The organism is Ferruginibacter albus (genome assembly GCF_020042285.1).
GTDB classification, from domain to species: domain Bacteria; phylum Bacteroidota; class Bacteroidia; order Chitinophagales; family Chitinophagaceae; genus Ferruginibacter; species Ferruginibacter albus.
On the sequence record NZ_CP083388.1, the window covers coordinates 268,305 to 282,298 of the forward strand.

At 36.8% G+C, this 13,994-nt stretch carries 10 protein-coding genes; 1 reads left to right on the plus strand and 9 read right to left on the minus strand.

Annotated features, from left to right (window positions below; translation table 11 throughout):
* Positions 1 to 101: 101 nt before the first annotated feature.
* Positions 102 to 3,257, plus strand: coding sequence for an efflux RND transporter permease subunit (locus tag K9M53_RS01200; protein WP_224017210.1), 3,156 nt, complete (start codon positions 102 to 104; stop codon positions 3,255 to 3,257).
* A gap of 5 nt (positions 3,258 to 3,262) precedes the next feature.
* On the opposite strand, the gene acpP is transcribed toward K9M53_RS01200, so the two are convergent.
* From acpP to K9M53_RS01245, 9 genes are all read right to left on the minus strand, one after another.
* On the minus strand, positions 3,263 to 3,595 hold the full coding sequence (gene acpP / locus K9M53_RS01205; RefSeq protein ID WP_390687165.1) for an acyl carrier protein: 333 nt from the start codon (positions 3,593 to 3,595) through the stop codon (positions 3,263 to 3,265).
* Between the two features lie 201 nt (positions 3,596 to 3,796).
* Positions 3,797 to 5,509 carry a HAMP domain-containing sensor histidine kinase gene (locus K9M53_RS01210; RefSeq protein WP_224017212.1) on the minus strand — a complete coding sequence of 571 codons (1,713 nt, stop codon included), beginning with the start codon at positions 5,507 to 5,509 and terminating at the stop codon, positions 3,797 to 3,799.
* A 1-nt stretch (position 5,510) separates the two neighbouring features.
* Entirely contained in the window at positions 5,511 to 6,629 is a 1,119-nt protein-coding gene (locus K9M53_RS01215; RefSeq protein ID WP_224017214.1) for a sensor protein KdpD, read from the minus strand.
* 113 nt (positions 6,630 to 6,742) lie between these two features.
* On the minus strand, positions 6,743 to 7,306 hold the full coding sequence (locus K9M53_RS01220; protein WP_224017215.1) for a K(+)-transporting ATPase subunit C: 564 nt from the start codon (positions 7,304 to 7,306) through the stop codon (positions 6,743 to 6,745).
* Between the two features lie 34 nt (positions 7,307 to 7,340).
* Positions 7,341 to 9,398 carry a potassium-transporting ATPase subunit KdpB gene (kdpB, locus tag K9M53_RS01225; protein WP_224017217.1) on the minus strand — a complete coding sequence of 686 codons (2,058 nt, stop codon included), beginning with the start codon at positions 9,396 to 9,398 and terminating at the stop codon, positions 7,341 to 7,343.
* A gap of 134 nt (positions 9,399 to 9,532) precedes the next feature.
* Entirely contained in the window at positions 9,533 to 11,248 is a 1,716-nt protein-coding gene (gene kdpA, locus K9M53_RS01230) for a potassium-transporting ATPase subunit KdpA (protein ID WP_224017219.1), read from the minus strand.
* Positions 11,249 to 11,266: 18 nt separating this feature from the next.
* Complete coding sequence (gene kdpF, locus K9M53_RS01235) at positions 11,267 to 11,347, minus strand: K(+)-transporting ATPase subunit F (RefSeq protein ID WP_224019165.1); 81 nt, start codon at positions 11,345 to 11,347, stop codon at positions 11,267 to 11,269.
* Between the two features lie 152 nt (positions 11,348 to 11,499).
* A complete protein-coding gene (locus K9M53_RS01240; RefSeq protein WP_224017221.1) occupies positions 11,500 to 11,706 on the minus strand; it encodes a hypothetical protein in 207 nt (68 codons plus the stop codon).
* A gap of 182 nt (positions 11,707 to 11,888) precedes the next feature.
* Positions 11,889 to 13,871: a KUP/HAK/KT family potassium transporter gene (locus K9M53_RS01245; protein ID WP_224017223.1), complete on the minus strand. Its 1,983-nt coding sequence runs from the start codon at positions 13,869 to 13,871 to the stop codon at positions 11,889 to 11,891.
* Positions 13,872 to 13,994: the final 123 nt, after the last annotated feature.

Genomic DNA, 13,994 nt, shown 5'->3' on the forward strand with positions numbered 1-13,994 from the left:
GAATAGTGAAATCTTTTAGAGATATTATTCACAAACAAATTTTCACGGTTGACCATTCACGATTGACTTAATATAATTAAAATAGAACAGCAATAACATTTATGGTTAAGCTTATAAAAAATATTATTCACTTTTCATTACGCCACCGCTACCTGGTTTTCTTTTTAACAGCAGTGTTGGGAGTGATCGGCTTTGTTAGTTATAAAAATACGCCTATTGAAACATTTCCTGATGTTACCAATACGCAGATAATTATTATTGCACAATGGCCCGGTCGTAGTGCTGAAGAGGTGGAAAAATTTATTTCTATTCCACTGGAAACAACGCTGAATAGTGTTCAGAAGAAAGTGAACCTTCGCAGCACGTCTGCATTTGGGCTTTGTTACATCCGCATTATTTTTGATGATGATGTAGATGATGCGTTTGCACGGCAACAGGTAATTAGTCGTTTAGGTAATGCAGACCTTCCTGATGGCGTAAAGCCGGAAGTTGAACCACCTTATGGTCCCACGGGAGAAATTTATCGATACACATTAAGCAGCAAAACCAAATCTGTTCGTGATTTATATACTATACAGGATTGGGTGCTGGATAAACAATTTAAACAAGTGCCCGGTGTTGCAGATGTAAATAGTTTTGGAGGCGAAGAAAAATGTTACGAGATAAGTGTTAATCCTGATTACTTAATTAAGTATGGTTTATCATCGCTGGATGTTTATAATGCTGTAGCAAAGAGCAATGTGAACGTTGGTGGCGATGTGATTGAACGTAATGGGCAGGCCTATGTGGTAAGGGGTATTGGATTATTGGATAATAAGGAAGAAGTTGAGAACGTAATTGTTACTAAAATAAATGGTGTTCCTATTTTGGTCAAGAATGTTGCCAGTGTAAATGAAACAGGAAAACCAAGACTGGGGCAGGTTTCAAGAGATAATGATGAGGACGTGGTAGAAGGAATTATAGTAATGCGGAAAGGAGAAAACCCCAGTGAGGTATTAAAATTAATAGAAGACAAGGTTAAGTTTTTAAATGATAAAGTGCTACCTGCCGATGTAAAGATCAATACTTTCTACGATCGCACGGAGCTAATGCATTATGCACAGCATACAGTTATTCATAATTTATTGGAAGGCATCATACTCGTAACGGTAATTGTATTATTGTTCATGGCTGATTGGCGTACAACGGTCACCGTTAGCATTATCATTCCTTTATCCTTATTGTTTGCATTTATCTGTATGCGCCTGAAAGGAATGACGGCAAACCTTTTGAGTATGGGTGCTGTTGACTTTGGTATTATCATAGATGGCGCTGTGGTAATGGTGGAAGGGTTGTTTGTTGCGTTGGATCATCGTGCAAAAGAAGTAGGGATGGAGAAGTTTAATAAGCTGGCAAAGCTTGGATTATTCAAACAAGTAGGAACCGAAATGGGTAAAGCCATCTTCTTCTCTAAAATAATCATTCTTACTTGTCTTGTTCCCATATTCGCTTTCCAAAAAGTAGAAGGAAAAATGTTTTCGCCATTAGCGTATACATTAGGTTTTGCGTTGTTAGGTGCTTTGCTGTTCACACTCACGTTAGTGCCGGCATTATCAAGCATCTTATTAAAAAAGAATGTAAGAGAGAAGCACAATCCTGTCGTACTGTTCTTTGAAAATGGCGTTAGTGCTCTGTTCAAGCGAGCTTATAAATTTCCTAAAATCAGTTTGCTGATCGCTATATCAATAATGGCAGTAACGTTCTTCTCTGCAAAATTTTTAGGAACAGAATTTTTGCCGGACCTGAATGAAGGTGCTTTATGGGTAGAGGCTGAAATACCGATGAGCGCTTCATTACCGCAGGCAATGGTTATCTCAGATAAGATGGTGCAGATATTGCATGAGTTCCCGGAAGTAGAGCAAACCTTATCGCAGGTGGGAAGAACTAATGATGGTACCGATCCCAAAGGCTTTTTCAATATTCAAATACAGGTAGATCTAAAAGATGAAGAGCAATGGCGTAAAGGCTTAACAGAAGATGATCTGATCGATAGCATGGATACACAATTAAGAAAGATCCCTGGCGTAGTATTGAATTATTCGCAACCGATACGTGATAATGTAGAAGAAGCTGTTGCCGGTGTAAACGCCTCCATGGCAGTAAAAATATTTGGGCCTGATTTTAATACACTTGATTCCTTGGCAGAGAAAGTAAAACAACAAATGGCTAATGTGCGTGGTGTTGATGATCTGGGTATACTTAGAAATTTAGGTCAGCCTGAATTTAGAATTGAATTGGATCAACAAAAAATGGCCTTGTATGGTGTAAGCACTGCCGATGCACAAGCAGTGATTGAAATGGCGATTGGTGGTAAAGCTGCTACTCAATTGTATGAAGGTGAAAAGCGTTTTGATGTTCGTGTTCGTTATGCAAAAGATTTTAGAGATACGGAAGACAAGATCAAGCAATTGATGGTGCCAACACAAGATGGCATTAAAGTTCCAATTAGTGAAATTGCAACAGTGAGAACATTGACCGGACCTGCGTTTATCTATCGTGATAATAACATGCGTCACATTGCGGTTAAGTTTTCTGTTCGTGAAAGAGATTTAGGAAGCACTATTGCGGAAGCACAGCAAAAAGTAGCCGATGCAGTTAAGTTACCGCAAGGATATACTACTACATGGAATGGTGAATTTGAAAACCAGATACGTGCTACCAATACATTAAATAGAGTAGTGCCGCTTTGCTTACTCGCCATCTTTATCATTTTGTTTATTACCTATGGTAATGTAAAAGATTCATTGCTTACAATATTGAATGTGCCGTTTGCATTGATAGGAGGAATATTGGCATTGCATATTACCGGAATAAATTTCAGCATTAGTGCCGGTATTGGTTTTATTGCCTTGTTTGGTGTGTGTATTCAAAACGGTGTGATATTAATAAGTGTGTTCAAGAAAAATATAGAAGCTAAGATGCCGTTGGATACTGCTATTTTCGAAGGTGTTAAGTCTCGTGTACGCCCGGTAGTTATGACGGCTTTAATGGCGGCTATTGGTTTGATGCCGGCGGCAATATCACATGGTATAGGAAGTGAAACACAAAAACCATTAGCAGTTGTGGTAATTGGTGGATTGGTTACGTCAACAATATTGACATTATTAATACTGCCGATACTGTATGCAATGGTTCATAAATTGATACACGACAGATCGCACAGGAACCTGTTGCATAAAATAGGAATATTAAGCAAGGTGGAAAAACCCAATCAATAAAAAGATTAATTGAATTGGGTAACAGGATCAAGCGTAGCAGAAGCTAATTCTTCTTTTACTTCAGGGGCTACAATTGGTTTAGCTGCCGGAGCAACATGTCCTAATGAATTATTAATATAATCTGCTAATAAACCTACAGTAGTTAGTTTTTCAGCATCTTCATCATTAATTTTTATGCCGAATTCTTTTTCTGTAGCCATTATTAATTCATAAACATCCAATGAGTCTGTTCCCAAATCATCGCTAAAAGATGTTTTCAAAGTAAGCGCATGTGCATCTACTCCCAATTTATCAGATATCAATTGAAGGAGTCTTTCTGTGGTTTTTTCTTTGTTCATATTATTGTTTTCAATTATTGAGTATAACGACGTTTTTCTATGTGGTAGTATAAAACAGGGAGGCAAATTTGCTTGCTTCTTTAGTTAATTAGCTGTTAACTAAAATTTCTACTACAATAATAAATTTGATGGAATATTGCAAAAGCCTGTAATAGTAATGCTTACAGGCGAAGAGATTAAAAAAGTAAGAAATTGTTAATTTTAAATAGCAGTGGATTTATTACCTGATGCAATCATGGAAAAGCCGAAAGTGCTTCCTTCGTTTATTACACTCTTTACCCAGATAATACCATGCTGCGCTTCGATAAATTCTTTTGAAATGGCTAAGCCTAAACCGGTTCCGCTTTTTTCTCCCGTGCCGGGAACCTTAAAATAACGATCAAATATTTTTGGCAGGTATTTTTTTTCTATTCCTCTGCCATGATCTTTCACTGCAAACTCTACAGCATCGGTTTGTTTATAAAGATTGATTTCAATGGTTGAGTTTTCGGAAGAATATTTAATGGCGTTGGTTAAAAAATTGATCAGCACCCAGGTGGTTTTTTCTTCGTCTACATTAATTGCAGGAAGATCAGATTGGATAGTTGTTTTTAGCTCTATGCTTTTTTGTTGCGATTGAAACTTTATCGCCTGTATGGCATGCTCTAAAATTTTTTCAGGAAAAACAGGTTGAAACTTTAACTGAATATTGCCGGTTTCCACCTGTGTCATATTTAATAGTTCGCCGGTAATTTTTAATAAACGATCAGCATCTTCACGTACACTGCCGATCAATTCTTTTTGCTCATCACTTAATGCACCAATACGATCATCACTTAATAATTGAGCGCTCATCTTAATAGAAGAGATAGGTGTTTTCAATTCATGAGAAACCGTTGCAATAAAATTTGTTTTTGCTTCATTCAATTCATGGAATGGTGTAATGTTACGCAATACGATCACCTGTCCAATTATTTCTCCTCCGTCCAATACATTGAAAGTGTCTTTATTAAAATAGCTTTCTTTATTATCCGCATAGATCTTTAATTCTTTCTTGTTGGTTTGCTGCTGCAATAAAGTACGCATCAGGTCATTTTGCAAAGCCACATCAGGCGCATATTTATTAATGATCTGTTCCTCTTTTAATCCTAATATTTTAGCGGCTACTTCATTTAAAAACAAAATATTTTTCTTTGCATCCAATCCAACAATACCGTCTTTCATTTGATTGATGATGGTTTCAATGCGTTTCTTTTCAAATTTTAATTTGGCAAGATTGCTGTTTTCAAATTCATCTAATTTTTCTGCCATTATATTAAACGCATTTGCCAAATCGCCAAACTCATCTTTCTGTTCTAAGTGAATGCGCTTTTGATAATTTTTTTGAGCGATTGCTTTTATACCTTCTGATAGAGCCCTGATCGGATTTGCAACAGCGCCCGGAAAATTTACCACCAATGTAAACGCTATCAATGTAAGAATAACAAACATGGATGTAAGCCACACAATTGCTTCCTGCGAATCCTCATGCGTAGCATGGTTCTTACGCATGATGGCAACCTGGTTAATATTGTTGATGCTTTGTATAGCCTGGATAATGTTGCTTCTGTAACTTAAGTTTGAAGGGTCTTTTTTAAGCGATTCAAAATTCTGTCGCAATTGTTTGGTGAATTCTCCTTCACCTTGTTCCGTTACATTTTTTTCCTGCCTTTGTAAATTATTTTCAAATGTGTTTAATGCAGATGAATCTTTTGATATATCATTCAGCACTTTCAGCATGTTATTATCATATACCAGCGTTTCGTAATTATTCTTTAATATTTTATCAGCATCAGAACTAAACTGCGTGATATAATAAATGCCCGCTATTCCAAAACACAGAATAACTAAAAACAGAAAACCGAACGCCAGCCTTAGTTTGTTTTTTAATCGCATGTCAACTCAATATTACAATGTCTATATCAGATGCTGCCAATTTATTCAGCAACTGGTTAAACACTGCGGTTTTTAAAATAATGTTCATCAAATTCAAGTGTGGTTTTCCAATACAAATAGTGCTGATCTGTTTTTGCGCCGTTGCTTCAAAGATTGCTTTTGCAATATTCTTGTTCTTTATTTTTATTACTTCAGCGCCTAATTCCGTTGCCAGCTTAAAATTATTTATTAAATGACGTTGTGCAGCTAATCCAATTTTATCTCCTTGCTCTTTCGGTGTTTGCACATATAATAAATACCATCTTGAATTATAATAAGAAGCCAGTCTTGCTGTTTTACGAATTACTTTTTTTGCAATTTCATGATTACTGCTGATACAAGCCAGGAAGCGCTCAGCCTTTAAATGCCTGGGTATTTCCGTTTCTATCTTTCGTTCAACCTGCGATGCCACTTCTTTTAATGCCAGCTCACGCAGCTGAAGAATTTTTTCTGACGCAAAAAAATTCTTTAACGCAATTTCAATTTTATCTTTCGTATAGATTTTACCTTCCTTTAATCTTGTTACCAGTTCATCTGCAGTAAGGTCAATGTTCACTACTTCGTCTGCTTCGCTTAATACAATATCAGGAATTCGCTCAGCAACACTAATACCTGTAATGTCTTTTATCTCTTCGTTTAAGCTTTCTATGTGTTGAATGTTTACAGCACTTATCACATTAATGCCGGCATTTAAAATGTCCATCACATCTTGCCAGCGTTTTTCATTTTTACTTCCTTCAATATTAGTATGCGCCAACTCATCTATGATAACAATTTCCGGGTGAAGATTTAATACCGCCTGCATATCCAACTCATCCAACTCTTTTCCTTTGTAAAATAATTTTCTGCGTGGTATTAAAGGAAGCCCTTCTATTAATGCATGTGTTTCTTGCCTGTTATGCGTTTCAATATACCCGATCTTAATATCGACACCATTTCGTAATAGTGTATGTGCTTCCTGCAACATGCGATACGTTTTTCCAACACCGGCACTCATGCCGATATATATTTTAAACTTGCCGCGTTTTGAACGACGGATAAGATCCAGGAAATGTTCTGCGTCTTGTTCTTTATCAGGCATTGTTATTATTTACTTCACTGTAATTTCTGTCAAAATAATCATTTGCGAAAAAACCCCTCTCTTTTGTGAGAGAAGGGTTGGTCTACAGTACAGCAACCAACTGGACCTAAACACTATTTTAATTCAGCTAAGCCCACGTTTAGTTTCAGTACATTAACACGTGCCGGACCTAAACTGTTAAACAAGGGCTTTGCTGTTGTTGATTGAATAAGAGTGATGATCTTTTCTTTTGGAATTTTTCGTGTGCTGACAATCCTGTCTACCTGCACATAAGCTGCTTCAGGCGAGATGTCGGGATCCAATCCGCTTCCCGAATTGGTCACTAAGTCTGATGGAATATCTTCTTTTTTTACAGTTGGATTATGCACCAGGAAAGTATCTATATTAGCCTGAACAGTAGCTAAATAATCAGCATTGGTAGGACCTTTGTTAGAGCCTGCTGAACCCGCTGCATTATAACCAACAGCCGAAGGGCGTCCCCAAAAAAAGTTGTCTTCTGTAAACTTTTGCCCAACATTCGCATAGCCTACTACTTTTCCATTAACTGTTACAGTTTCTCCTTTACCTGCACCGGGAGCGAATTTTGCAATTCCTGCTATCAATAACGGATATAGTACCGAACATATAACAATGAATACAAGCGTTAACATTAAGGAGGGCAACAAATATTTTTTCATAACTTATTTTTTAATCTTTTTATTCAATAGAACTTTACATAAACAGGCCTAATGCCATATCAATTAATTTGATCCCGATGAATGGCGCAATGATACCGCCTACACCATAGATCAAAATATTTCTGCGTAATAATGCACTGGCGCCAATTGGTCTATACGCAACGCCACGTAATGCTAAAGGAATAAGAATAGGAATGATGATCGCATTGAAAATTACTGCGGATAGTATAGCGCTTTCGGCACTTTTCAAGTACATAATATTCAATGCCTGTAAACTCGGAATAGAAACAATGAACAATGCAGGAACAATTGCGAAATATTTTGCCACATCATTGGCAATGGAGAAAGTAGTTAATGTTCCTCTTGTCATTAATAATTGTTTTCCTATTTCAACGATCTCGATCAATTTAGTTGGATCATTATCCAGGTCAACCATGTTGCCTGCTTCTTTTGCTGCTTGTGTTCCGCTGTTCATCGCAACGCCAACATCAGCTTGTGCCAATGCAGGCGCATCATTAGTGCCATCGCCCATCATCGCAACCAGCTTACCACCTTGTTGTTCTTTTTTGATATAATTCATTTTGTCTTCAGGCTTTGCCTCTGCAATAAAATCATCCACACCTGCTTTTTCTGCAATGAATTTTGCTGTTAAAGGATTATCACCGGTTACCATTACTGTTTTAACGCCCATCTTACGTAAACGTTGAAAGCGCTCTTGTATGCCGGGTTTAATGATATCCTGTAATTCAATAACGCCTACTATTTTTTCATTTTGGCTAACAACTAACGGAGTTCCACCATTGGACGCAATGCTTTTTACTTTTTCTTCTGTTTCTGAAGGAAAACTATTTCCTGCTGCAGCTGCAATTTTTTTAATAGAATCAAAAGCTCCTTTACGTATGCGGATATCACCCATGTCAATACCGCTGCTTCTTGTTTCAGCAGTAAACTCAATGAATCTTACTTTATCAGTTTGTAAAGAAGGAGCTTTGATGCCTCTCTCATTACCTAATTCAATAATTGATTTTCCTTCCGGTGTTTGATCAGCTAAAGAAGATAACACACATGCTTCTATAAAGATCTCTCCAGCAATATTATTAGCGGGCCAAAAATTAGTTGCCTTTCTGTTACCAATTGTAATTGTTCCTGTTTTATCTAATAATAAAGTATCCAGGTCACCGGCTGTTTCCACGGCTTTGCCACTTTTAGTTATAACGTTTGCACGCAAGGCTCTATCCATTCCTGCAATACCAATAGCGCTTAACAGTCCACCAATAGTGGTAGGAATTAAACAAACATATAAGGACACAAATGCTGCAACTGTGATGGGAGTATTTGCATAATCAGAAAATGGTTTTAATGTTACGCAAACAATCAGGAAGATCAATGTAAAGCTTGCCAGCAAAATTGTTAAGGCAATTTCATTGGGCGTTTTTTGACGGGATGCACCTTCTACCAATGCGATCATCTTATCTAAAAAACTTTCGCCGGGTGCTGTAGTAACACGAACCTGTATTTTATCGGATAAAACTTTTGTACCACCGGTAACAGATGATTTGTCGCCACCCGCTTCCCGTATTACCGGTGCAGATTCTCCGGTGATAGCAGATTCATCAATAGTGGCAATACCTTTTATAATTTCACCATCCATCGGTATGGTATCACCCGCTTCACAAAGAAACACATCTCCTTTTTGTAGTTGAGAAGAAGGAACAATTTTAACTTCATTTACGTGCATATCTCCTACAGGAAATATTTTTTTAGCGGGTGTTTCTTCTCTTGTTTTACGTAAGCTGTCTGCCTGCGCTTTGCCTCTTGCTTCTGCAATCGCTTCTGCAAAATTGGCAAACAAAACAGTTACTAATAGAATAAGAAATACGGCAAAATTATAACCAAGATTTCCTTGTGATCTTTCACCGGCCAATATCCATATGCAAACAGCTAACATTATTGCTGTTCCAATTTCTACCGTGAACATTACAGGATTACGAAGCATTATTCGTGGGTTCAGCTTAACAAATGATTGCTTTAGCGCATCTTTTACCAGCGAAGCTTCGAATAATTTATTGCCTGTGTTTATGTGCTTTGACATTGTGTTCTTTTTTTTACTTTTTTTATAATGAACTTTATACGGCATCAGTAATTAATATTTTTATTTTGTGACCAACTTTAAATCTTTAATCAACATCGTTGTGTCACTCTCTTGTACTGCATTACTTTATTCAACTATTTTATTCCAAAATATTCTGCTATCGGACCTAGTACCAACGGAGGGAAATAAGACAAGGCGGTAACAATAATAATTACACCAAACGTCATTGCTCCAAAAGTGATAGAATCTACTTTTAGTGTACCCGCAGATTCGGGAACATATTTTTTCTTAGCCATTATTCCAATAATTGCTATTGGGCCAATGATTGGAAGAAATCTTCCTAATAGTATTATTAAGCCGAGCAAAACATTCCAGAAAATATTGTTACCGGTAAGCCCGGCAAAAGCACTACCGTTATTGGCATTGGCAGAGGTGACCGCATACATCATTTCCGAAAATCCATGGTAGCTTGGGTTGTTAAGCCACCCTGAAGGTTTATATGCCCAATCAGCATTGCCATAATGAAGCAAAGTATAAGAAGCAATAGCTAAGCCTCCTTTAATAAGAAAAGCAGATAACAAAGTGACTAGCGCTGCAATTTTTACTTCACGGGCTTCTACTTTATGCCCCATGAATTCAGGAGTTCGTCCAACCATCAACCCTGATATAAATACTGCAATAATGATATAGATGAAATAATTAAGTATGCCAACTCCGCAACCACCATAAAAGCCATTCACGAGCATACCAAGCATTTGCATCAATCCCGATACTGGCATATAACTATCATGCATACCGTTTACTGAGCCAGTAGAAATAATTGTTGTAATAATGCTCCAGTAGCCGGATGCAGCTGGACCAAATCGTACTTCTTTACCTTCCATAGCACCAGTCGCTTGTGCAATGCCCATTTTAGCAATTTCAGGATTGCCGTGTATTTCAGAAATAACTGTAGGTATTACCAGGCATAACAAGCCTACTGTCATCACTCCAAAAATTACATACGCAAATTTTTTACGTTTAAGATAAAAGCCCAGTGCGAAGATCATTGCAATGGGTATGAGTGTCTGTGCAATAATTTCCAACATATTAGTAAAGTAATTGGGATTCTCTAATGGATGAGCAGAGTTGGCGTTGAACCAGCCACCACCATTAGTTCCTAAATGTTTAATAGCGATCATACCGGCAGCAGGTCCGCGGGATACTTGCACTGTATAACCTTGCATTGTTGTAATGGTATCTTTACCATCATAGCTTGCAGGCGTACCATTAAATGCAAGCAATAGAGCAATTACAATACAAATGGGTAATAATATTCTTGTAACGGTAACTGTTAGAATATGCCAAAAATTGCCAAGATTATTTGTGGTCTTTTCTTTTAACCCATTAAACAAACCTACTAAACAGGCGATGCCTGTCGCAGCGCTTAAAAATTGTAAGAAAGTAATTACAAACAATTGCGTTAAATAAGTAACCCCTGTTTCTCCGGAATAATTTTGCCAGTTTGTATTTGTAATGAAACTGATAGCAGTATTGAAACTCAGATCCGGCGTCATATCAGGGTTTCCATCAGGATTTAAGGGCAAATGTGATTGAAACAAAAACATGAAGAAAGCATATACAAACCACAACATATTTATGGAAAGCATAGCTTTTAAAAATTCTTTCCAATTCATTCCTTGTGCAGGATTAATACCCGAAATGCGATAAATGAAACGTTCAACCGGTTTCATAAAATCGAAAAATGTTTTTTCTCCGCCAAATACTTTTGCAACGTATTTTCCCAGCGGGTATGCCAGCAGCACAGTAAGAACGAATGAAACGATTATACCTGTTATTTCTGTATTCATTATTTGGTTATTTAAAAATTAAAACTTTTCAGGGCGTATTAAAACATACAAGAGGTATATAAACACCACAATGGAAAGAATAAAAAGTGCTATAAACATGTTTATTTAATTAATGGTTGTAAAAGTTATTCCAAACAATAGAGGTTAAATATTTTCAAAAAAATCGATCGCTTTAAAAAATAGAATAAAGCAAATGATAGCTATTGTGAATAAAATAATTGGTAGCATAAGATTGTACTTGTTGATGAAAATTATTTATTGCCAATAGTTTTGCGAGGAGTAAAAAGCGGTAACAGAATGCATGCGACGAATACCAAGAAGAGAACTACTGTTTGCGTTACTCCATTTGATTCAGTTGCGATCATATTTTCACTTGCCGCAAATGTTGCCTGAGCTATGATTGTGAGTAGTAAAGCCATACAAGCTTTTTGCCCGTGTTTATTAATTAATGTTTTCATTGTGAATAATTTTGAAACATATAATGCCAAAGCTATGCCCGGGATAGCGGAGAAAAATTAATAATTGAGAAAAGCCTTATTGGTATTGAGTTTTAGTAGTTTTTATATGCTGTACAATTAAATAGTTATAACAAAAAACCTTTCCAATTTGGAAAGGTTTTTTCATTTTAGAAAGGGCTGTCTTAATAATGCATGGGTACTTGCGATAACTCAGTCCTTTGCAATTTTACACTAGTTGCCGGTGCAATTACCATTGGTATGTTTTCAATTTCAGTATCACTCATATCCAGACCAAATGCTTTTTTATCACTTTGAGCTAATTCTTTAATAGCAAAATAGGAGCGAAGTATAAAACCTTCCCTGGAAGAAAATTCATTTTCTACCGATAAAAATTTCTCGATAATTACATACCGTATATCTGTAGAAATTTCTTTTGTATTGCTACATCCATAACGTGCACCTCCTTTTACATCGTAATAGTCCATCGTTTCCTCCAATACTTTTCTAAAAAACAAATGAACTCTTGGCTGTACACGAAAGCCTAAGTTAAAATCAACACGTATAATTTTATCAGGCACCATTTCGTCAACAGTATATTCCATTGTATAAGGTTCATCGGTGCGGTTGATATGTACAAACCAATAAACATCGGCACGCTTGGGGCGCTTCTTTAAAATGGAATCTATAATTCTGCTTTCAATATTTTTTTTATTGTTTGCTTTTGTGAGATAAACGAGATGTGTTGCATATTTAGGAATAGAAGTGTCGAAGCTTAATTTTTTTAACGTATCAAAATGCTGCATAAAATTTTCAAAGTGTAAAAATCGATTGGATATCTTTCTTGCCTTGAACCAAACATACATGGTAAACACTAACGATATTTCGAAAATAAGGAACTGCCAGCGTTTCGCCAGCTTTACAACATTGGCAACAAAGAATGATGATTCTACCGAAATAAAAATAACCAATATCAATGCAATTATTAACGGCGACCATTTTTTTACAAACTTCATATAATAAAACATCAGCGTAGTTGTCATTATCATTGCAACAGTAATAGAAAAACCATAAGCTACTACCATTGAGTTGGAGTCTTTAAAATATAACATCATACCAACACATCCTGCGTATAAGATCCAGTTAATGCTCGGAATATAAATTTGCCCGCGTACATCCGTTGGATATTTAATTGTGATACGCGGCCAAAAATTCATGCTAACAGCTTCGCTTATCAATGTAAACGATCCGCTTATCAATGCCTGGCTGGCAATAATAGTTGCCAATGTTGCAATAACAATTGCCGGAATTAAAAACCAATGTGGCATTATTTCGTAAAAAGGATTTAATCCACCCAACGTTGTTTTGCCGCTATGTAACAGCCACGCAGCCTGACCAAAATAATTTGCTACCAATGCTACTTTTACAAATATCCAACTGACTTGTATGTTTTTTTTACCGCAATGCCCGAGGTCACTGTACAGTGCTTCGGCACCGGTAGTACATAAAAACACAGCGCCTAATAACCAAAAACCATTCGGATATTTTACTAGTAATTCAATTGCATAATAAGGATTGAATGCAGCAAGAATATTCGGGAAGTGAAAAATTTGAATGATGCCCCAAAACATTATCATGCTAAACCACAAAAACATTATCGGACCAAATGCACTGCCCACCACTTTTGTTCCAAATTGTTGAAAGAAGAAAAGCAATGTAATGATACCGATGACAATGCCAATAGTAAGTGCGTTACCGGGTACAATTATATTTTCCAAACCATGCACACCGTTTAATCCTTCAATTGCAGATGCAACTGAAATAGGTGGAGTAATGATTCCGTCTGCCAATAAAGTAGCGGCGCCTAATATAGCCGGAAAGTAAAGCCAGTGGCGGTACCGCCAAACCAAAGCGTATAAAGAAAAGATGCCGCCTTCGCCGCGATTATCTGCCTGCAGCGTTAATAAAATGTATTTGAAAGTTGTTTGTAAGGTTAGTGTCCAGAACACGCAGGATATACCGCCGTACACCAATTCTTTTGTGATTGGGCGATTGCCGATGATAGAGCTGAACACATATAGCGGCGAAGTTCCGATATCACCGAATATGATTCCTAAAGTAACTAAAAGCCCTGCGGCCGTTACCTTTTTTAATTGGTTTGTCTGCATACAGTTTAAGTTTAGGTTGGTTGCTATAAAACGTTGCAGGCAAGAATCGTGTTACTGTTTTAAACTTTTAGGTGTAACCTCTTTAAGTATCAAAATTTATTCCGCAGGAAGTTAGGAGTAATG

Bases quoted from the DNA above. Each gene is read 5' to 3' on its own strand.
- K9M53_RS01200 (WP_224017210.1), top strand. From the start codon at position 102: ATGGTTAAGCTTATAAAAAATATTATTCACTTTTCATTACGCCACCGC.
- acpP (WP_390687165.1), bottom strand. From the start codon at position 3,595: ATGAACAAAGAAAAAACCACAGAAAGACTCCTTCAATTGATATCTGAT.
- K9M53_RS01210 (WP_224017212.1), bottom strand. From the start codon at position 5,509: ATGCGATTAAAAAACAAACTAAGGCTGGCGTTCGGTTTTCTGTTTTTA.
- K9M53_RS01215 (WP_224017214.1), bottom strand. From the start codon at position 6,629: ATGCCTGATAAAGAACAAGACGCAGAACATTTCCTGGATCTTATCCGT.
- K9M53_RS01220 (WP_224017215.1), bottom strand. From the start codon at position 7,306: ATGAAAAAATATTTGTTGCCCTCCTTAATGTTAACGCTTGTATTCATT.
- kdpB (WP_224017217.1), bottom strand. From the start codon at position 9,398: ATGTCAAAGCACATAAACACAGGCAATAAATTATTCGAAGCTTCGCTG.
- kdpA (WP_224017219.1), bottom strand. From the start codon at position 11,248: ATGAATACAGAAATAACAGGTATAATCGTTTCATTCGTTCTTACTGTG.
- kdpF (WP_224019165.1), bottom strand. From the start codon at position 11,347: ATGTTTATAGCACTTTTTATTCTTTCCATTGTGGTGTTTATATACCTC.
- K9M53_RS01240 (WP_224017221.1), bottom strand. From the start codon at position 11,706: ATGAAAACATTAATTAATAAACACGGGCAAAAAGCTTGTATGGCTTTA.
- K9M53_RS01245 (WP_224017223.1), bottom strand. From the start codon at position 13,871: ATGCAGACAAACCAATTAAAAAAGGTAACGGCCGCAGGGCTTTTAGTT.